Source organism: Bradyrhizobium sp. 187, from assembly GCF_023101005.1.
Taxonomy (GTDB): Bacteria; Pseudomonadota; Alphaproteobacteria; order Rhizobiales; family Xanthobacteraceae; genus Bradyrhizobium; species Bradyrhizobium canariense_D.
This window is the reverse complement of sequence record NZ_CP064693.1, coordinates 7,023,542-7,045,092: the sequence shown is the minus strand read 5'-3', so window position 1 is coordinate 7,045,092 and position 21,551 is coordinate 7,023,542. Positions and strand designations below refer to the sequence as shown.

At 63.2% G+C, this 21,551-nt stretch carries 12 protein-coding genes; 7 read left to right on the top strand and 5 right to left on the bottom strand.

Annotated features, from left to right (window positions below):
* Window positions 1-30: 30 nt before the first annotated feature.
* The 3 genes from IVB19_RS33985 to IVB19_RS33975 all read right to left on the bottom strand — a co-directional run bounded on the left by IVB19_RS33985 (window position 31) and on the right by IVB19_RS33975 (window position 3,237).
* Window positions 31-843 carry an MBL fold metallo-hydrolase gene (locus IVB19_RS33985; RefSeq protein WP_018458182.1) on the bottom strand — a complete coding sequence of 271 codons (813 nt, stop codon included), beginning with the start codon at window positions 841-843 and terminating at the stop codon, window positions 31-33.
* Window positions 844-964: 121 nt separating this feature from the next.
* Window positions 965-2,491, bottom strand: a complete 1,527-nt coding sequence (locus IVB19_RS33980) for a hypothetical protein (RefSeq protein WP_018458183.1) — start codon at window positions 2,489-2,491, stop codon at window positions 965-967.
* The gene (locus IVB19_RS33975) at window positions 2,488-3,237 is read right to left on the bottom strand and encodes an ABC transporter ATP-binding protein (protein ID WP_026233520.1); all 750 of its coding nucleotides are present in this window, start codon (window positions 3,235-3,237) and stop codon (window positions 2,488-2,490) included. Before IVB19_RS33975 ends, IVB19_RS33980 begins: the two co-directional genes overlap by 4 nt.
* Window positions 3,238-3,500: 263 nt before the next feature.
* Between IVB19_RS33975 and IVB19_RS33970 the strand changes: the two genes are divergently transcribed.
* From IVB19_RS33970 to IVB19_RS33945, 6 genes are all read left to right on the top strand, one after another.
* On the top strand, window positions 3,501-4,376 hold the full coding sequence (locus IVB19_RS33970; protein ID WP_018458185.1) for a branched-chain amino acid ABC transporter permease: 876 nt from the start codon (window positions 3,501-3,503) through the stop codon (window positions 4,374-4,376).
* Between the two features lie 4 nt (window positions 4,377-4,380).
* Window positions 4,381-5,532: a branched-chain amino acid ABC transporter permease gene (locus IVB19_RS33965; RefSeq protein ID WP_018458186.1), complete on the top strand. Its 1,152-nt coding sequence runs from the start codon at window positions 4,381-4,383 to the stop codon at window positions 5,530-5,532.
* Window positions 5,529-6,287, top strand: coding sequence for an ABC transporter ATP-binding protein (locus IVB19_RS33960; protein ID WP_018458187.1), 759 nt, complete (start codon window positions 5,529-5,531; stop codon window positions 6,285-6,287). Before IVB19_RS33965 ends, IVB19_RS33960 begins: the two co-directional genes overlap by 4 nt.
* Window positions 6,288-6,291: 4 nt before the next feature.
* Window positions 6,292-7,080, top strand: a complete 789-nt coding sequence (locus tag IVB19_RS33955; protein ID WP_018458188.1) for an ABC transporter ATP-binding protein — start codon at window positions 6,292-6,294, stop codon at window positions 7,078-7,080.
* A 125-nt stretch (window positions 7,081-7,205) separates the two neighbouring features.
* Complete coding sequence (locus IVB19_RS33950) at window positions 7,206-9,044, top strand: AMP-dependent synthetase/ligase (protein WP_018458189.1); 1,839 nt, start codon at window positions 7,206-7,208, stop codon at window positions 9,042-9,044.
* Between the two features lie 79 nt (window positions 9,045-9,123).
* Window positions 9,124-10,323 carry an ABC transporter substrate-binding protein gene (locus IVB19_RS33945; protein ID WP_026233521.1) on the top strand — a complete coding sequence of 400 codons (1,200 nt, stop codon included), beginning with the start codon at window positions 9,124-9,126 and terminating at the stop codon, window positions 10,321-10,323.
* A gap of 162 nt (window positions 10,324-10,485) precedes the next feature.
* Here IVB19_RS33945 and IVB19_RS33940 read toward each other — a convergent pair whose 3' ends face one another.
* Both IVB19_RS33940 and IVB19_RS33935 read right to left on the bottom strand, forming a co-directional pair.
* Complete coding sequence (locus IVB19_RS33940) at window positions 10,486-11,610, bottom strand: lysozyme inhibitor LprI family protein (RefSeq protein WP_018458191.1); 1,125 nt, start codon at window positions 11,608-11,610, stop codon at window positions 10,486-10,488.
* Window positions 11,611-11,710: 100 nt separating this feature from the next.
* Window positions 11,711-12,442 (bottom strand): transglutaminase-like cysteine peptidase, encoded by a 732-nt coding sequence (locus IVB19_RS33935; RefSeq protein ID WP_018458192.1) that lies wholly within the window; start codon window positions 12,440-12,442, stop codon window positions 11,711-11,713.
* 728 nt (window positions 12,443-13,170) lie between these two features.
* On the opposite strand from IVB19_RS33935, the gene IVB19_RS33930 reads away from it, so the two are divergent.
* Window positions 13,171-21,489, top strand: a complete 8,319-nt coding sequence (locus IVB19_RS33930; protein ID WP_247531396.1) for a VCBS domain-containing protein — start codon at window positions 13,171-13,173, stop codon at window positions 21,487-21,489.
* Window positions 21,490-21,551: the final 62 nt, after the last annotated feature.

Here is a 21,551-nt window from a genome sequence, read left to right as displayed (position 1 = left end):
CGGCCGGCAGCCGACTTGGAGAAAATTGCGTCACACCCCGTCGAGGATGATCACCGTCGGCTTCGACGGCAACGCATCTCGGGACATCCGGAAACTTCGTTCCATGCGCCGGTCGATCTCGAACTGCTGGCCGATGCGTTGCATGAAATCGTCGAGCGGGGTGGCGAAGCGGTGCATCGGCAGCACCACCGAGGCGCGCAGCCGCTTGGTGATCTCGGAGACGCCGTCGAGCGACATGGTGTAGGTGCCGTCGATCGGCACCATCACGATGTCGAGCCGCCCGATCTGGGCGAAGTGGCTGTCATCGAGCTTGTGGTGAAGATGGCCGAGATGGCCGATGCAGAGGCCCGCCACCTCGAAGATGAAGATGGAGTTGCCGTCACGGATCATGTCGGCGCCGGCATCGTCGCCGAAATAGCGACGGATGTCGGTCGTGACGTTGCGGATGAAGGTGTCGCCGATGCGCTCCGACACGATGGCCGGCTTGCCGTCCTCGCCCCAGCCATGCAGCACACGAGGAATGCGCTTGTCGGGATATAAAGAGTAGTGCGTGCTGTGGGCCCGGTTCATGGTGACGACATCGGGCAGCCGGCCCACCTGGTAGGCCCCGCTATAGTCGGTGGCGATGCGTAAGCCGCCGGGCGTGTCGATGAAATAGGTGGAATGGCCGGCATAGGTGATCTCGACCTCGGGCGCAGCCGCCGCCTGCCTGAACGCGACCGACATGAGGCGCGGCGCAGCATTCGCCATCGCCAAGCATTCGCTGCGCTGCGACTGCTGGGCGATGGCAGGTGAGAGGAATGCGCCGAACAGCGCCAGAGCGGCCGAAACCAGTCGTCGCATGAATTCATCCCCGATGACTTCAGGGGAAAGTCTAGCTTGCAATGCAGCGCGTGGCCAACAGCGCGCGATCAACAGCGCGTCAGTGTCGCACCGTCACGCCGCCCTATGATTCGCGCCTTTACTACTCCCGCCGCGGGCTGAACTTCCAGGTGAGGGCGACGAGGCTCGCGGTGATCAGGCTGCTGACGAGGCCGACGATGGGCAGCGTGAGCACCAGCGCGGCGCTGGCAGCCCAGCCGATCGAGGAGAACGCCTCGGCAAAGGTCGCAAGCCGCGACGAGGTCTGGCGGCGGCGGAATTGGCTGCGCCGGGCTTGCACCCGGAACCAGAGCTGGATTGCGGTGGCGGAGGCCGCACTGACGATGACCGCACCGGCGCTGACCGCGGCCTGGAACGCCGAGGCGAAAGCGAGCGCCGCGATCAGCGGGCAGAAGATGACGCCGATCGCGATCAGCACCACCTCTATCTTGGCGCGGATGACGCTGGACGGCGGCAATGGCGCGGTCGCAACCAGGTCGGGCGCGTCCTCGCCCGAGAGCGTCAGCCAGGCAAGCCCGCCGGCGAGTTGTCCCGCCGCCATGACGATGACGGGCGTGATCAGCGTCAGCGCCGCGGAGCTGTCGGCAAAGTTGCGCCAGAGCAGCAATGCCGGCGGCACCAGATAGAGCAGCTGCATCAGCGTCTGCGAGATCAGCCAGGGATCGCGCCAGAGCAGCGAAAATTCCTTGCGCCGTAGGGCATGCTGCCGCGATCCGCCGCGGAACGGGCGCTCCTTCGCGCTGCGACGGCCGGACGCGCCATAGGCGGCGGCATCGATCGCCGTGTCCGCAAAGCGGCCCGAGAAGATCGCCATGACGCCTCCGAGCAGCACGAGGCCGAGCGCCAGGAGCAGCAGCAGCGCTTCGGCATCCCCCATCGCCGCCCGCGCCGGCCACCACCAGATGCTGTCGGCATCGGGCGCGTAAGCGGCCAAGCTACCCGAGGTCAGGATGGTGAAGCGCGACAGCGTGCCGTAGGACATGATCGCCGCCACCTGGAGCGCGATCACGAAGCCGGCGCCGATGATGGCGGCGAGGATCTGGGCGACGAACCGTGTCCGCGCCGGACCGATCAGGCGGAACAGCAGGATGGTGACGGCGATCGCGATCGCTGCGGCCGACAGGCCCATCGCGACGACGACGCCGAACGCTGCAAGCCAGCGCGCGCCGCCCCCGAACACCAGCACGTCGATGAAGGGTGTCGAGAACAGCAGCGCCATCACCGTGATGGCGAGCGCGATCGCGGCGATACGCACCGAGAACAGATTGGCCAGCGTCGCGGGTGAGGACATGATGAGGTCGAGATCGGCGCGTGCGTAGAACACCCGCGTCACCGATTCGATCGCCTGTGACAGCATCAGCGTCCAGGCCAGAAAAATTGTCGCCGAAATCACGATCAGCGAGGATTTGTCGAGCGGCAATTGCAGGTCGGCGAAGCGGCCGATCACCGCCCAGGCCGGGACGTGCAGCAGCGCCGCGAAGAACAGCAGGCCGATCACCGCGGCACGCGTTCGATTGCGCCGCCCGCCGGTCATCATGGCGAGCCATTCGCGCCAGGCGAGCCGGAGCTCGTGGCGGGCGAACCAGGACAGCGCGGTGGCCGAGCTCATGCGGCTTCCTGGAGGGTCACCAGCGCGATGAAGAGATCTTCCAGGCTGGTATCGGCGTGCCCGTTTTGCTGCCGGAGCTCAGTCAGCGTGCCCTCGGCAACCAGGCGGCCGGCTGCGATCACGCCGATGCGGTCGGCCATGCGTTCGGCGACCTCGAGGATATGCGTGGTCATGATGACGGTGCAGCCGGCGCGGACGCGCTCGCTCAGGAGTCCCTTGACATGGCGGGCGGAGACGGCGTCCAGTCCCGTCAGCGGCTCGTCGAGGATGATGAGGCGGGGATCGTGCACCAGGGCGCCGGCGAGGGCGACCTTCTGGCGCATGCCCTTGGAAAAGCCCTCGCAGCGTTCGTGCCGGTGCGGCTCGAGCCCGAGCGAGTTCAGGAGCTCCGCGGCGACCGGTTCCGAGGCCGATGGTGCGATGCCCCACAGACCGGCTACGAACTCGAGATATTCGAGCGGCGTGAGCTTGTCATAGATCATGGGCTCGTCGGAGACCCACGCCATCACCTGCTTGGCGGCGACGGGGTTTTGGAGCGCATCGATGCCGAAGATGGAGACCGAGCCGGCATCGGGCCGCAAAAGGCCTGCAACCATGCGCAAAGTGGTGGTCTTGCCGGCGCCGTTGGGGCCGACCAGCGCATAGAATTCGCCGGCATGGATGGTGAGATCGAGGTTATCGACCGCCAGACGGTCAAAACACTTCGTTAACCCCATGACTTCGAGCGCCGAGTCGTCCCGCTTCATCACGGCCACACCTTGCGGTTTTGCATCGCTCGCGACCATGCCCCGAAGATGTTTCGGCACCGTGAATCGCGCTGCCGCAAATTCCGTCATCCGGATTGGACTAATGGCAAGTCACCGTTTGTTGACAGCGCTTGGCGGTTCAGGCTGAATTGGTGAAGGGACGAATGGCGCGAACGCAGCGAAACGACTGCGTAGCGACTGAACACAAGATGCGGCAAGGCGGTCAGGAAGAACCGCCGGTTGTATCGGGAGGATGCGCGACGATGCTGGATTTCGTTCAGCAGCTGGTCAGCGGTGTTGCGCTCGGCTGCGTCTACGGCCTGATCGCGCTCGGCTTCGTGCTTGTCTACAAAGCCACCGAGGTCGTCAATTTCGCCCAGGGCGATTTGATGATGCTGGGCGGCTTCTTTGCCTTCACCTTCATCGGCATGATGGGGCTGAACTACTGGATCGGCTTTGCCGGTGCGGTGGCGGCGATGGCGCTGTTCGGCATGCTGGCCGAGCGCGTGGTGGTGCGGCCGATCCTCGGCTATCCGCAATTCTCCATCATCATGGCCACCATCGGGCTCGGCTATTTCCTGCGCTCGATCGCAGGCATGATCTGGGGGACCGATGATCTGAAGATCGAGACGCCGTTTAGCCAGGGCGTGCTGCGCATCGGCCCGCTGGTGCTCGCCTACGACAAGCTCTCGGTGATCGCGGCGACCATGATCCTGTGCACGCTGCTCTATCTGTTCTTCAACAAGACCACGCTCGGCACTGCGATGCGCGCCAGTTCCGAGAACATGCTCGCGGCCTATTACATGGGCATTCCGGTCAAGCGCGTGGTGTCGATCGTCTGGGCGATCAGCGCGGCGGTCGCGACCTGCGCCGGCGTGCTGCTGGCGCCGATCACCTTCATCCATTCCAATGTCGGCCTCGTGCTCGGCCTCAAGGCGTTTCCGGCCGCCGTGCTCGGCGGCTTCGGCTCGATCCCCGGCGCCGTGGTCGGCGGCGTCCTGATCGGCGTCATCGAGAGCATGGCGGGCTTCTATCTGGCCGAGGGCTGGAAGGACGTCGCGCCCTACATCGTGCTGCTCGCCGTGCTCTTGCTCAAGCCCGAAGGCCTGTTCGGCCTTCACGTCCGCAAGAAGGTCTGAACGCATGCGCTTCCTGTTCAAGACCGACTACGAGGACGACATCAGGCTGTTTCCGCATTCGGGCTATTACGTCTCATACGGTCTCCTGCTGGCCGTGCTGCTGATCGCGCCCTATGTGCTCTCCAGCTATCTGATGAGCCAGCTCGTCTTCGTCTGCATCTATGCGACCGTCGGCGTGGCGCTGCTGATCCTGACCGGTTTCACCGGGCAGGCCTCGCTCGGGCACGCGGCGTTCCTCGCGATCGGCGCCTACACGGCGGCGTACTTGCAGACGTACAACGTGCCGTTCCCGGTCTACTTCCTCGCCGCAGGCCTTCTGTCCGGTTGCATTGGCGCGTTGGTCGGCTTTCCCGCGCTGCGGCTCCAGGGCATCTACCTCGTCATCGCCACTATCTCCTTCGCCTTGATCGTCGAGGAGATCCTGGCGCGTTGGGAGAGCGTGACCCACGGCAACGAGGGCATGCGGGTGAAGACGCTGTCGCTGCTCGGCGTTGCGGTGCCGCGCGACAGCCCCACTTTCTATTTCCTCTGCCTCGCCGTGCTGGTGCTGACCATCGTCGGTACGCTCAATCTGCTGCGTTCGCCCACCGGGCGCGCCTTCGTCGCGATCCGCGACAGCGAGACCGCTGCGCGCAGCATGGGCGTCAATGTCGCGCTGTACAAGGTGAAGTCCTTTGCGATCTCCGCGGCGATCACCGGCTTCGCCGGCGTGTTGTTTGCGCACAAGCTCTCCTTCATCTCGCCGGAGATGTTCACGCTCCAACTCTCGATCGAGTTCATCATCGTAATCCTGATCGGCGGCACCTTCAGCCTGCACGGCGCGGTGCTGGGGGCAATCTTCATCGTGATGATCGATCCGTTCCTGACCTACCTCAAGGACGACATGCCCGGCATCATCGCCGGCATTGCAGCGACCTTCGGAGCGGGCACGCAAGCCGCAGCCAATGTCCAGTCCAAGGTCGCGGCCTTTGCCTCGCTCAACGGCCTGAAAGGCGCGATCTACGGCATCATCATCGTATTGTTCGTGCTGTTCGAGCCGCTCGGGCTTTACGGCCGCTGGCTCAAGATCAAACTCTTCTTCCAGCTGTTCCCGCTCTACAAGCGCGCCACCTTCAAGCGGCAGAAGATCTACGTGAAGTCGGAGCGCAACCGATGAGCTATTTTCGCGCCGAGAACTTGTCCCTGCATTTCGGTGGGCTGAAGGCCGTCGATGCGGTGTCGTTCGCGGTCGAGAAGGGCGAGATCCTCTCGATCATCGGGCCCAACGGTGCCGGCAAGAGCTCGATTTTCAACCTGATTTCGCGGATCTACCGCCCGACCTCGGGTCGCATCTTCTTCGAAGACCAGGACATCACGGAGCAGCCGCCCCACGACATCGCAAGGCTCGGCATCGCCCGCACGTTCCAGAACATCGAACTGTTCGAGAATGCGACGGTGTTGTCGAACCTGTTGGTCGGCCGCCACCGGCATTCGACCACGCAGCTTTGGCAGGAGCTGTTGTTCCTGCCGGGCGTGCGCGCCGACGAGAAGGTGCATCGCCGCAGGGTCGAACAGGTCATCGAATTCCTCGATCTCGAGCCCTACCGCGACAAGCTGATCTCGGGTCTGCCTTACGGCGTGCGCAAGGTGATCGAGCTGGCCCGCGCGCTGTGCTCGGAGCCGAAGCTGATCCTGCTCGACGAGCCGTCCTCCGGCCTCAACGTGGAGGAGACCGACGACATGTCGTTCTGGATCCGCGACCTGAAGAGCGAGCTCGGCGTCACCGTGCTCATGGTCGAGCACGATATGTCGCTGGTCAACCGCGTCTCCGACCGCGTCATCGCCCTGAACTACGGCCGGGTGCTGGCGATGGGCTCGCCCGCCGAAGTGCAACAGCACCCCGATGTCGTTGCCGCCTATCTGGGAGCCTGACGCGATGGATGCCGTGGTAACACCAGACATCATCCTGAAACTCTCCAACATCGAGAGCTATTACGGGCCGATCATGGCCATCCGCGGCATCTCGCTCGAAGTGCCGCGCGGCCGCATCGTCACGCTGCTGGGCGCCAACGGCGCCGGCAAGACGACGGTGCTGAAGACGATCTCGGGCATTCTCGATCCGCAGAAGGGCGCCATCGAGTTCATGGGCAAGTCGATTCAACGCATGGAGGCGGACAGGATCGTGCGGCTGGGCCTCAGCCACGTGCCGGAGGGACGCGAGGTGTTCCCGTTCCTCTCCGTGCGCGAGAACCTGATGATGGGGGCCTATCCGCGCAAGGATCGTAACGGCGTTGCGGACGATCTGGAGCGCGTCTACGGCTATTTCCCGCGGCTGAAGGAGCGCATCAACCAGCCGGCCGGACAGCTCTCCGGCGGCGAGCAGCAGATGCTCGCGATCGGCCGCGCGCTGATGAACCGGCCGACTCTGTTGCTGCTCGACGAGCCCTCGCTTGGGCTGTCGCCGATCCTGGTGAAGGAAATCTTCGCGATCATCCGGCGCGTCAACGAGGAGCAGGGCATGTCGATCCTGCTGGTCGAGCAGAACGCCAAGGTGGCGCTGGAGACGGCGCATTATGGCTATGTACTGGAGACCGGCCGGATCGTGATGAACGACAGCTGCGACCGCTTGATGCATTCGAAGGACATCCAGGAATTCTACCTTGGCGCCAAGGAAGCGGGCGCACGAGGCGAGCGGCGCTGGAAAAAGAAGAAGACTTGGCGTTAGAGGAAGACTTGGCGTTAAGGGAAGACTTGGCGTTAGAAAAAGCCTTAAATACCAAAGCCCATCCGCCAATATAGACCGCCGGCAAGGCAGGCAGCGGAGGGGAACGCGACAGGGAGGAGACGTGCATGGCCCGACCGGCGGTGCTGACGGTCGCTGACACGATCGCGAAAAGCTTTTTGCGCGCCGCGGAGACGCGGGGCGACAGGCCGGCTATACGCGAGAAGAAATTCGGGATCTGGCAGCCGACCAGCTGGCGCGAATGGCTGGAGATCTCGAAGGAGGTCGCCTACGCGCTGCATGCCATCGGCTTCAGGCCCGGCGACGTTGCTTCCATCATCGCCAACGCCGTGCCGGAATGGGTCCATGTCGACATGGGCATTCTGTGCGCCGGCGGCGTCTCTTCCGGGATCTATCCGACCGATGCCTCATCCCAAGTCGAATATCTCGTCAACGATTCCCGGACGAAGGTGATCTTCGCCGAGGACGAGGAGCAACTCGACAAGATCCTGGCCTGTCGCGCACGCTGCCCGTCTCTGCGAAAGATCATCGTGTTCGACATGGAGGGCCTCAGCGGCTTCTCCGATGAAATGGTGATGTCGCTCGACGAGTTTCGCGCGCTCGGGCGCAACCACATGGCCGGCCGCGAGGCGCTGTGGCAGGAGATGGTCGACAGTCGTAGCGCAAGCGATCTCGCGGTCCTCGTCTATACATCCGGCACCACGGGTCCGCCCAAGGGCGCCATGCACGCCAACCGTAGCGTCACGCACCAGATGCGGCACGCCAACGATTTCATTCCGGCGCGCGAGAACGAGGACCGGCTGATCTTCCTGCCGCTTTGCCACGTCGCCGAACGGATCGGCGGCTATTACATCTCGGTCGCGCTTGGCTCGGTGATGAATTTTGCCGAGAGTCCGGAGACTGTGCCGGACAATCTGCGCGAGGTGCAGCCGACCATCTTCCTCGCGGTGCCGCGGATCTGGGAGAAATTCTATTCCGCGATCACCATCGCGCTGAAGGATGCGACGCGGTTGCAGCAATGGGTCTACCGCCGCGCCATCGACATCGGCTATCGCATGGTCGATTGCAGGATTGAAGGCAAGCCGCCGCCGCTGCCGTTGCGGCTCGCCAACGGCATCGCTTACCGGGTCGTCTTCCGCAACATCCGACGCATGATCGGGCTCGACCGTTGCCGCATCGCCTTCACCGGCGCGGCGCCAATCGCGCCGGAGCTGATCCGCTGGTATCTCGCGCTCGGCATCGACATTCACGAGGTCTACGGCCAGACCGAGAATTGCGGGGTCGCCACCATGATGCCGGCGGAGCGGATCAAGCTCGGCTCGGTAGGCAAGGCGGTTTCCTGGGGCGAAGTCGCGCTGTCACCCGAGGGGGAAATCCTGATCAGGGGCGACTTCCTGTTCATGGGCTACCTGAACCAGCCGGAGAGGACAGCCGAGACCATCGACCATCGCGGTTGGCTGCATACCGGCGACGTCGGCACCATCGACAATGAGGGCTTCGTCCGCATCACCGACCGGATGAAGGACATCATCATCACCTCCGGGGGCAAGAACATCACGCCGTCCGAAATCGAAAATCAACTGAAATTCTCGCCCTACATCTCGGATTCCGTGGTGATCGGCGACAAGCGGCCATACCTCACCTGCCTCGTGATGATCGACCAGGAGAATGTCGAGAAATTCGCGCAGGACCACGACATCCCCTTCACCAATTATGCCAGCCTGTGCCGCGCGGCGGAGATCCAGGACCTGATCTGGCGCGAAATCGAAACGGTCAATGCCAATTTCGCCCGCGTCGAGACCATCAAGAGATTCTATCTGATCGAACGCCAGCTCACCCCGGAGGACGAAGAGCTGACGCCAACCATGAAGCTGAAGCGCGGCTTCGTGAACAAGCGTTATGCCGCCGAGATCGACGCGATGTATCCGGCGCGGGCGGTGGCTTGAACAATCTTGTTTGAATAACAGGGAAGGAGTGAAGGCCCCACCCTTCGCATCATAAGGGCCCCAAGGAGAGGAGACTTCAATGTCGAGATCGTTGAAAACGTTCGGCTTTGCGGCAGGCGCGGTGGTGCTCACCTGTCTGCCTGCCGCGGCGCAGACCAAGGTCACCAATGAGGGCATCTCGGCCTCCGAGATCGTCATCGGCACCCATCAGGATCTGTCGGGGCCGATCAAGGGCTGGGGTGTGCCAGTCTCGAACGGCATGAAGATGGCGGTCGAGGAGATCAACGCCGCCGGCGGCGTCCAGGGGCGGAAGATTCGGCTTGTCGTCGAGGACAGCGGCTACGATCCGAAGAAGGCCGTGCTCGCGTCGCAGAAGTTGATCGAGCGCGACAAGATCTTCGCGATGGTGGGGCCAATGGGCTCGCCGACCGTGCTGGCGGCGCAGGATATCCTGCTCGACGCCGGCGTGCTTCAGCTCTTCCCGCTGACGGCGGCGGAGTTCACGTTCAAGTTCGATCCCGCCAAGCCGCAGGAGCGGCTGAAGTTCAACAATCTGCTGCCCTATGTCGAGAGTACGCGGGCGGCGCTGAAATACATGATGGAGTGGAAGAACTTCAAGAAACCCTGCATCATGCATCAGGACGACGAGTACGGGAAGAACGTGCTCGACGGCTTCAACCAGCAGCTTACTGCCATGAAGGTGCAGCCGGCCTCGATCACGAGCTACAAGCGCGGTGCCTCCGACTTCAGCGCGCAGATCGCCAAGATGAAGTCCGACAGCTGCGACCTCGTTGTGCTCGGCGCTGTGCTCCGTGAGCCCATCGGCGCGATGACGGAAGCCAAGAAGCTCGGCTGGGAGGTCACCTTTCTCGGCGCGACGCCGACCAACGTGATGGAGGTGCCCATGCTCGGCAAGGAGGCGGTCGAAGGCCTCTATGCTGCGTCCGGATTCGAGATTCCCTATGAGGACACCGCAAAGGGCAAGGTGAAGGACTGGCTGGTCAACTACAAGAAGATGTTCAGCACCGATGCCAACACGCAGGCCATCATTGGCTACAATGCGGTGATGACGTTCGCGTTTTACGCCAACAAGGCGGGCAAGGATCTGACCGGCCAGAAGATGCTGGACGCGCTGGAATCGGGCGACAAGTTCCTCGACATCTTCAACTCGCCGCCGACCAAATTCTCCAAGACCGACCACCTCGCCAACACCATCACCCAGGTGCAGCAGGTCAAGGGCGGCCGCTGGGTTCTGGTGAAGGACAATCTGATGTTTTGATTTCTTCGCCTCTTCCCGCATGCGGGGAGAGGCGGGAATTTGCGCAGCAAATTTCCCGGTGAGGGGGCTCTCCGCGAGTCTAACTGTCACCGGATTCGCTGAAGCAGCCGCTCACCCCAACCCTCTCCCTGCGAAGAGCGGGGAGAGGGAGAGCACACAGCCCTACGATCCCCCACCTGCGGTGCCTGAATTCACCGGGGCCAGTTCGTCTTCCCGGCAGCGCCAGCCATCGGCGGCTTTGACAAATGCAAACGTGCGCTGGATCCGCAGGCGGCGTGTGACGTTGAAGGCGTCCGTGGAGCGCTCCTTGTTGCCGACGCCGGGCTGCGGACGACCCGTTCTGGCATCCCAGCAGGTGCCCGTACAGGTCGTGGCGATCTTGCTGCAGGTGGCGAAGGGCGCCAGCACGGCCATCTCGATCTCGCCCGTGACCTGCGCTTCCTGCTCGCCCACCTGGCTGTCGAGTGCGTAGACGCGGTTGATGCGGAGGAAGTTGCCGCAGGAATTGGCCGCGTGGATTCGCGCGGCGCAGAAATCGACGGCATCGGTGTCGGGCGAGTGGGCTGCGACCTGCCGGCCGAACACCTTCTTCGGATCGCCTTTCGCCGTGCCAATCTCGTCAGCCTTGTGCTTCAGATAGCCGGCGAGACAGTCCTCCGCGGACTCGAGCTCCCCGAGCGGCACGTTCTCCTTGCCAACCAGATTGCATTTGCGATCGCGCTCCCGCGTCCACCGGCCGTATTCGGCGAAGGCAAAGCGCGCCGCGGTCGGATCGAGCTTGCCGATCAGGCCGAGAACCTGGCTGTTCAACTCAGTCTCGGCCAGCGCCAGCGACGGGTCCGCACAGATCAGCGCGCCCGCGGCGGTGTTGGCGGCGAGACAGTCGAAATCCGGATCGCGTACGATCGCTGCGCGCTCATCGGTCACCTTGAGAAGACATGCCTTCACCCGGTCGAAATCTTCGGCGCGGATCGCGGTCTGGCCGACGATGCCGCAACCGAGATTGCGCTGGCGGATCCAGATCGCGTTCTCCTCGATCCCGGGCAGGCGATCGGGCAGGCGGGCAAGCCGCGCCTCGATTCCCGTGCTCAGCTTCTCGGCGGCGGCGGCAAGCTCGGCATCACCGCAGAACAATTGATTGCCGGGATCGCGGATCTGCTGGCAGTTGTTCCTGGCGAACAGCGGCAGCCTGTCGGCGACGGAGCGGTCGGACGGGCTGGATTGCGCGAAGCCTGGAGCCGCCGGCAAGGCCAGCAGCGCAAGCATAGTCAGCACGATGAACCGCATTCCAGTCGCCCCCGCATAGCCGCGGGCATGCTAGCGTCCCGAATCGCGCGGCGAAATGACTTTGTGGGGTAAGCGTACTTTATACCGGGCTACAACAAGATCAACGCGCCTCGGCGGCGATCATCGAGAACCGCACGGGCTCGTCGACATATTTCAACACGGCCGACTGGTAGAGCACGAACAGCGGCTGGTAGCTCCGTGCAGCGTCGTCCTCGACCATTGCCATGCGACGGTTGTCGAGCATCAGCCAGTGGCCGTCGAGCCGTGCAGCGGCAATCGCATGCTCTTCGCCGGCCCTGAGGTCGCGCACCACGACGATGCGGAGATCTTCCGCGGCAATGCCCGCGAGCTTAAGAGCGGCGAGCTTGGCAATGGCATAGTCCTCGCAATCCCCGGCGCCACGCGCGAAGGTCGCGAGCGGCGAGCTCCAGACGTCCTCAGAACCGTCATCGGCGGCGCGGATGCCGAGGTTGATGGCGCGATTGGTTTCGCCCAGCCGGGCGCGGCCGTCACGGCTGCGGGCCTGGTCGACGATCGCGAGCAGTTTCAGCGCAGCGGGCGAAGCGCAATTGTCCCGATCGCCGTCGCACAGGGCGAGCTGCACCATGTCATCGTCGAGCCTGGACCTCAGGGCGAGCCATTTCTGTTGCAGGCTGCCGGCGGAGATGGCGAAGGCGAACACGCCGAACGGCTCGGCGGATTTGCGCACGAGGACGCCGGCTCCCGGCGATAGTAGCGTGCCAGCGCGAAGCTCGGCGGCCGATCCGAGTAGGATCAATCCGCACAGCACAAGGATAGCGCGCCAAGCGCGCGAACGAGCAGCGGTCTCCATCTGACATCCCCTTCCGGCTTCGCCAGGTCCCCCTCGACCTGCACGTGCCGGGCTTTGTTGCTTTCGCGGAGATAGTGCGAGGCGGGCGGTTTTGTTCTGCTTAACGCGCCCGGCCTGGGGTCCCAAAACCGGGCAACAGGCTGAAACGGGCCTGCTCATATTGCGTAAAATTTTACGATTCGCCGGCTAGGAGGGCGGCAGTTGCCGCGAAGAGGGACCAATTGCAGGCAGAAGTTGTTGTGGAACTGATTCTGCGCCTTATGGCTAACGGCTGGCTATTTCGTGAGTTCTGTTAGCTGGATCACAGATTTGGCCCCGTATTTGCCGCAGGGTGGTGCGGGGCACCACGAACAAAAGATGACAGAAGTATCTATTGCCAGATTTCTGCAATAGAATACATGAGGTTACTGAAATGAGCGAAAATAAGCGCTACTTTACTTATGAGTATTTGAAAGATTACTTTTGCTTCCCTGCAGGTGCCCAGCCGTCCGAGAGCATCGACCGCTTGGTGATGCGAAATCACACAAGCAATAGGTGGTTTCGCTAAGGACTTGGTAATGATATGCAAGTTTAGGCGAGCGATACTTACTTAGATTTTAACTCCTTTTTTGGTGCCCGGATTGAATTACGCTGGCAAATTTGACGCCGCGATTTCCTTGGACGGCTTGGGTTCCCGATCGCCCGCCGATGGCCATGTCGATTCCTTTACTGCGAAGGCACACGGCCACGTGCCCGATGGCGCATTCGTGGTTCCCGACCCGAATCTGATCTTCAACGGCGATTTCAAGCGCGCCGGTCTCGATCTCGTGCTGTCTCATGATGGGCACGATTTCGTCGTTCACGATTATTTCAGGGGCGACAAGCGCGCGGCGATCGCCTCGCCCGACGGCGCGCACCTCACCGGCGACGTCGTCAACGCACTCACCGGCCATGTGCAATACGCGCAGGCCGCCTCAGGCATTGCCGCCGCGCAGGTCATCGGCCACGTCACCAAGCTCTCCGGCAGCGCGACCGCGGTCCGTAACGGCGTCTCCGTCATCCTGAACAATGGCGACAACGTCGAGAAGGGCGACGTGGTCTCGACCGGCGGCGACTCGACGCTCGGCATTACGTTCATCGACGGCACGGTGTTCGGCCTGTCCTCCAATGCGCGGATGGTGCTGAACGATATGGTCTACGACCCCAACGGGTCGAACAATTCCTCTCTGCTCAGTCTGGTCGCAGGCACCATCACTTTCGTTGCCGGTGAGACCGCTAAGCACGGCGACATGAAGGTCGACACGCCGGTCGCCACCATGGGCATCCGCGGTACGGCGGTGCTGAGCCAGATCAACTTCGTCGTTCCCGCTGGCGGCGGCGATCCGCAGCCGCAGGCAAGCTTCCAGGTGCTGGTCGAGCCGAACGGCACGACGGGCTCCTACATCCTGTTCGACAAGGTCACGCTGCTGCCGATCGCGACGGTCAACCAGGCCGGCCAGATGATCCAGATCAGCGGCGGCAACGTCTCGATCTCCAATGCGCTGATGTCGCCGGACATCCAGAAGCTGATCACGGACGTGTTCACGCTGAAGTTCACGGACAACAACAGCAACACCAAGCTGACCCAGAACTTCACCGACTCGATCACGCAGACCGGCAACATTGTCTTCATCAAGACGGATACCGGTGCCACCGCGACCGCGACCTTCACGCATCTCCCTGAGCCGGGATCGCAGGGGACCGGCCATAATCCGTCGACCAGCACCCGCATTCCCGGCCCGCCCGTTCGTCAAAGCCTCGATCTCAACGGCAATGTGAAGACGGCGTTCGAGATGATCGAGCGCGCGGGCACGACCGGCGACACAACTCATTACGATACCATCTCCGGTCGCATCACCTTCGTCGATCAAAACCTGGCCGATCTGCCAACGGTGAGCATAGACCTCGGCGATGCGCCGAACTTTGTCTACAAGAACGCCGGCCAGCAGGATGTCACCGGCGCGCTCTCTGCGCTCCAGAAGCAGGACATCGCGGCAACGCAGATCCAGCTCAGCGTGGCCGCAGCCGCCGGTAACAACAACAACGGCTCGGCGGTCTGGACCTACACGATTCCCGACCACGTCTTCGACTTCCTCGCGGCGGGCGAAACGTTGACGCTGACCTACAAGGTCCGCGTCAACAATAATTTCTCGGTCAATCCCGAAACGTCGACCATCGACATCACCATCACGATCACCGGCACCAACGACAAGCCGGTGATCACCACCAGCGTTCCGACCATCATCTTCGAAGGCGGCACCAGCGTGCCGGGTGGCCCGCTCACCAGCGATGTTCCCACGTCGGGCACGCTGAGCTTCGACGACGTCGATCTCACCGACAAGCATACGGTGTCGGTGGCGTTGAGCAGCGCGACCCTGCCTGACGGCACCGTTCCGCCGGGGCCGCTTGCGGCGTTCCAGAGCGCGATGTCGGTCGCGATCGCGGCGGGCGCCGATAGCACCGGAGACGGCACCGGCACCATCAACTGGTCGCTGGCTGACCTGCCGGTCTATCTCGCCGACTTCATCCCCAAGGGTGAGGTGCTGACGCTGGTCTACACCGTGACGCTCAAGGACGCGCAAGGCGCCACCTCGCAGCAGACCATCACCGTCACGATCACCGGCACCGACGCTCCCGCCGTGGTGTGGATCGCGACCGACAAGCCCGGCGCTCCCTCGGGCGGCTTCTGGAAGGATGCGGCCAACTGGGCAACCGGCACGGTCCCGACCATCAATGACGACGTCATCGTCATCACCGACCAGCTGCATGGGCTGACGCCGTCCTATCCGGTGACGATCGACACGGCAGCCTTTGCCAAGTCGATCACGATGAACGACTACGACACCGCGGTCGGCCACAAGGCGCCGGAAGTCATCAACAAGAGTGCGTTGACGATTGCGGGCGAGATCAGCCTCAAGGCCGATTCGAAGCTCACCAATTTCACGGCAAGCACGATCTCGGTTGGTGGCAAGGCTGAGTTCCTGGACAGCAGCGTCCTCACCAATGCCGGCTACCTGACGCTCAAGGGCGGCGGCGATTTCGCCAACGGCACCACAATCACCAATTCCGGCACGATCGAGCTGTTCGGCGGCACGCTGAAGACGCTCGCCGGAATTAACAATGCCGGCGGCACGCTGAAGGCCGATGCCGGCACGACGCTGATCGTCGACACCGCCACCATCAGCGGCGGCACGGTCACCATCGCCGGCACGCTGGAACTCGACGGCAGCAGCGTCCTCAAGAACGGCACGCTGAACAATTCAGGGGCGGTCAACGTCAAGGGCACGGCGGATTTCGCCCACGAGACCGTCGCAAACACGTCCGGCGGCACGATCAAGGTGCTGGCGAATGGCTGGCTGACGATCGACCAGGGCTCCGGCGTCGCCAACACCGGCAACGTCACGGTGGACGCCACCGGCAAGCTGACGGTCAACGGCGCCACGATCAGCGGCACCGGCACGGTCACCGGCAACGGTGAGATTGATCTCACCGGCGCTGCGGTGCTGAGCGGCAGCATCCTGAACAACAACGCGGTCTTTAAGGTCAGCGGCACCGGCAACGTGCTGGACCACGAGACGGTCACGAATGCGAGCACCGGCACGATCGAAGTGCTGGCGAACGGCGCGCTGACGATCGACCAGGGCTCGACGGTCGCGAATGCCGGTAACGTCACGGTCGATGCCAACGGCAAGCTGACAGTCAATGGCGCCACGCTCAACGGTGCCGGGACTGTCACCGGCAACGGCGAGATCGACCTGACCGGCGCTGCCGTGCTGAGCGGCGGCATCCTAAACAACAACGCGGCCTTCAAGGTCAGCGGCAGCGGCAACGCGCTGGACCACGAAACGATCACGAATGCGACGACCGGCACGATCGAAGTGCTAGCGAACGGCGCGCTGACGATCGACCAGGGCTCGACGGTTGCGAATGCCGGCAACGTCACGGTCGATGCCAACGGCAAGCTGACGGTGAACGGCGCCACGATCAATGGTGCCGGTACGGTCACCAGCAATGGCGAGATCGATCTGACCGGCGGCGCGGTTCTGAGCGGCGGCATCCTGAACAACAATGCGGCCTTCAAGGTCAGCGGCACCGGCAACGCGCTCGACCATGAGACGATCACGAATGCGAGCACCGGCACGATCGAGGTGCTGGCGAACGGCACGCTGACGATCGACCAGGGCTCGACTGTCGCGAATGCCGGCAACGTCACGATCGATTCCGCTGGCAAGCTGACAGTTAACGGCGCCACGATCAGCGGTACCGGGACTGTCACGGGCAATGGCGAGATCGATTTGACCGGCGCTGCGGTGCTGAGCGGCGGCATCCTGAACAACAACGCGGCCTTCAAGGTCAGCGGCACGGGTAACGCGCTAGACCATGGAACAATCACGAACGCGGGCACCGGCACGATCGAAGTGCTGGCGAACGGTGCGCTGACGATCGACCAGGGCTCGACGGTCGCGAATGCCGGTAACGTCACGGTCGATGCCAACGGCAAGCTGACGGTCAACGGGGCGACGATCAACGGCACCGGCACGGTCACCGGCAATGGCGAGATCGATTTGACCGGCGCTGCGGTGCTGAGCGGTGGCATCCTGAACAACAACGCGGCCTTCAAGGTCAGCGGCACCGGCAACGCGCTGGACCACGAGACGGTCACGAACGCGAGCACCGGTACGATCGAAGTGCTGGCGAACGGTGCGCTGACGATCGACCAGGGCTCGACGGTTGCGAATGCCGGTAACGTCACGGTCGATGCCAACGGCAAGCTGACGGTCAACGGGGCGACGATCAACGGCACCGGCACGGTCACCGGCAATGGCGAGATCGATTTGACCGGCGCTGCGGTGCTGAGCGGCGGCATCCTGAACAACAACGCGGCGTTGAAGGTCAGCGGCACCGGCAACGCGCTGGACCACGAGACGATCACGAATGCGAGCACCGGCACGATCGAGGTGCTGACGAATGGCGCGCTGACGATCGACCAGGGCTCGACGGTCGCGAATGCCGGTAACGTCACGGTCGATGCCAACGGCAAGCTGACAGTTAACGGCGCGACGATCAGCGGTGGTACGATCAACGGTCTCGGCACGATCGATGTCACCGGCGCCAGCAAGATCGATCAATCGGCGACGCTGAGCACCACTGCCGTGACGGTCGAGAGCGGCGTCATCCTGACGCTGGATGACGTGATAGTTGCGGGCACCGCAATCGCCAATCATGGCACGGTCAAGGTCGATGCAGGCAGCAAGCTGACATTGAACGGTGCGAGCCTGACAGGCGGCGCGCTCACCGTTTCGGGCACGCTGAATTCGACCGGCACAACTGCGATTACCGACGCCAACATCTCGAACAACTATCTGATCGAGGCAACCCTGGGCGCGTTGACGCTGCTGGCGACGACCTCCGCAAGCTCGATCGCGAATGGCGGCATCCTCAGGGCCAATGGCGCCGAGCTCGACATCAACGGCGAAGCCATCGCAAACACCGGCACGCTGGCGGCGATCAATCATGGGACACTGAAGCTGATCGGGATGACGGTGACCGACACCGGCAGCGGTAGTGTCTCGGTCGAGTCCGGCTCGGCACTCGATCTTCAGGGCGCGACCATCGACGGCGGCACGGTGACGATTGCCGGTACGCTGGAATCGACCGGCACCAGCGCCATCGACAATGCCGACATTACCAACACCGGCACGATCACGGTCACCAGCGGTACGCTGACGATTGATCCCGCCACGCTTCACGCCATCACCAATCACAATCTCATTCAGGCGAAGGGCGGCGTGCTCGACGTCTCCGGTGAGGATATCTCCAACACTGCGGCTCTTGAGGCAGTCAACCACGGCACGCTGAAGCTGGCAAATCTCACCGTTAGCAACAGCAGTGCTGGGTCGATCACGGTCGACGGCACCTCGAAGCTCTATCTGACCGACGTTTCGATCAACGGCGGCAGCCTGAGCAATGCCGGCAATCTCTACAGCGCCGGCGTCGATACGGTCACGGGCAGCGTCACCAACACTGGCATCATCGAGGTCCAGAGCGGCATTCTCGACCTTGCGGGCGGCATCGCCGGTTCAGGCAAGGTAATCGTCGATGTTGGCGCGACGCTGGAGTTTTCGGGCGCGACCGGTTCGATCCACATCGTCAATTCCGGCTCCATCGTGGGCGCCGGTGGCAATGCGGCGATCCACATCCAGCAGGATACGACCGGTTCGGTGATCAACAATTCCGGCACCATCGGGCCGCCCGCCGCTTCGAGCGTGACCTCCGCGACCGACGCGATCATCGAGATCGGTGGCAGCCTCACGATCAACAACACCGGCCACATCAACGGCAATATCTCGGTCGCCAGCGCGACCTTCAATAACGAGTCCGGCGGCACCTGGACGGTCGCCGGCACGAGCGCCTTCGGCAATGCGTCGTCGATCGTCAATGACGGTGTCATCGATCTCCTCAACGGCGCCTCGATCTCCCTGGGTGGGCCTGGACTCGTCAATCACAGCCACATCGACAGCTGGGGCACGGCGTCGATCTCGGGCACCATCAGCAATACCGGCAGCATCGAGGTCCATGATGGCGAGCTGTCGCTGTTCGGCTTGCTGACCGGCACGGGCTCGGTCACCGTCGATGCCGGTGCGCTGCTGAAGCTCGAAGGCACGGTCGCGCAGACGATCAACCTCGCGGGCGACGGCGCCGCGGTTGAGATCGATACGGATACGTTCGGCGGATCGATCGCGGAGCTGTCGGCGAACGACACGATCGACCTGTCGACGATCAAATACGGGCTCGGCACCAGCGCGGTCTATGTTGCAAACTCCAATCCCGCGACCGGCGGCGTGCTGACGGTGACCGATGCGGACGGCAATCACATCAGCCTGAACCTGGCCGGCGCCGACTACAGCAATGCCCATTTCGCCGGGAGCGACGACGGCACTGGCCACACGCTGATCACGATGACCGATGACCACGCCCCGGCCTTCACCGCCGGCGGCGTGCTGGCGGGGGGCGTCTCCGAGCAGGCGGACGCCACCGGTGACTTCGCCACCTCCGATACCTCAACGCCTGCGACCGGCGCGATTGACTTCACCGACATCGACCTGACCGACCTGCCGTCGGCACAGATCACCGGCCAGGACGTGACCTCGCTTGGCGCCGATCACAGCACTAACCTCACCTCGTCGCTCTCGCTTGACGAGATCGCGGCGCTCAAGAGCGGGCTGACGCTTCTGCCGCAGGCCGGGCTGAACAATGGCATCGTCACCTGGAGCTATTCGATCGCCGACGGCGCGCTGGACTTCCTCGCCAAGGACCAGACCGCGAAGGTGGTTTCTACCATCACGAGCACGGACGATTACGGCGAGACCGCCACAACCGACGTCACGGTCACGATCACAGGCAAGAACGACGCGCCGACCTTGGCCGCGGTCACCACGGATCCGCTCGTCGATACCTCCATCGCCGACAGCTTCTCGGACGTCACGGGAATGCTGGTCGGAACCGACGCCGACCATGGAGAGACGGCGGGGCTGACCTATGCCGTTCTGAACGCGGATAGTCATGGGACGACGGCTGGCCTGTACGGCTCGCTGACGGTCAACGCGAACGGCACCTACACCTACGTTCCCGATGCGGCTTCGATCAACGCGCTTTCGGAAGGCCCTTGTTCGGACGTCTTCACGATTCAGACCACGGACGCGCAAGGTGCTGTCGGCACGGCATCATTCACGGTTGCCGTAACAGGCGCCAACGACGCTCCGGTGTTGACCGATGGTAGCATCGGGCAGCTCACCGATACGTGCGCAGCGGATAATTTCTCTGACCTCACCGGACAGGTGGTCGGGACCGATGCCGACTCCGGCGATACGCTGACCTACACCTTGCTGAACGCAGATCACCAGGCAGTCGGAGAGGTCACGGGTCACTATGGCGCGCTGGCGCTCAACACGAACGGCACCTACACCTACGTTCCCGATGCGGCTTCGATTAACGCGCTGCCGGGCTGCTTGCACTATTCCGACAGTTTCACGGTCCAGGTCACGGATGCACATGGCGCCGCCTCCACGGCGATATACACGGTGGACCTGACGGGCGCCAACGACGTGCCAACGCTGTCCGCTCTCAACCTCGGCAAGCTTACGGACACGGCGGCGACCGACACCTTCTCCAATCTCACCGGAAATCTCGCGGGCACCGACGCCGATGCCGACGAGACGGTGACGCTGACCTATTCTGTCCAGAATGCGGATAGTTGCGGGACGGCTCCAGGACACTACGGCGCGCTGACGGTCCACTCTGACGGCAGCTACACCTACGTTCCCGACGCGGCTGCGATCAACGCGTTGCAAGAAGGGCCCTTCGCGGATACGTTTACGGTCCAGACGACGGACGCGCATGGCGCGACCGGCACTGCGACACTCACGGTGGACGTGGACGGCGCGAACGATGCGCCGGTAATGGACGTCAACCAGATCAGCCTCACGCATGACGACGCTCAAGTCACTGTGCACGGTATCTCGGCCACCGACTCCGATGCGGCTGCCAATGAAACCTTCACGCTCGTTGCCTCCGGCTCGGGTAGCAATTTGAGTCCGGCGTCGACGTCCGATACCTTGGCGCATATCAATTCCGCGCTGCAGACCGTGACCTACACTGATGCAAGTGAAGGTGCGGCCATACAGACGGTCACGCTCACCGTGGCCGACAGTCACAACGCAAGCAAGACGGTTAGCCTGCTCTTTGGCACGGCCGGGCAAGATGACTTCATCGGGACAGGCCATCAGGACCAGTTCGTGTTCGCCGCCAGTTCCAACAACGATACGATCACCAATTTCACGCCCGGTCAGGACCATATCGACTTGTCGGCAGTCGTGACCGCCAGCGATTTTGGGGCATGGATGGCGCAGCACGTGGCGGCTTCGCCGACCAATTCCGCTGACACCCTGGTCACGATCAACGCTTCGGACACCATCCTTCTGAAGGGTGTCGCCCACCTCCAGGCGAGCGACTTCATCGTCCATGCCTGATTGCTGCATGATGGGCCGCGATCGTCGGCAGGCCCGATCCACGCTGCCGTTCACCGCCAAAG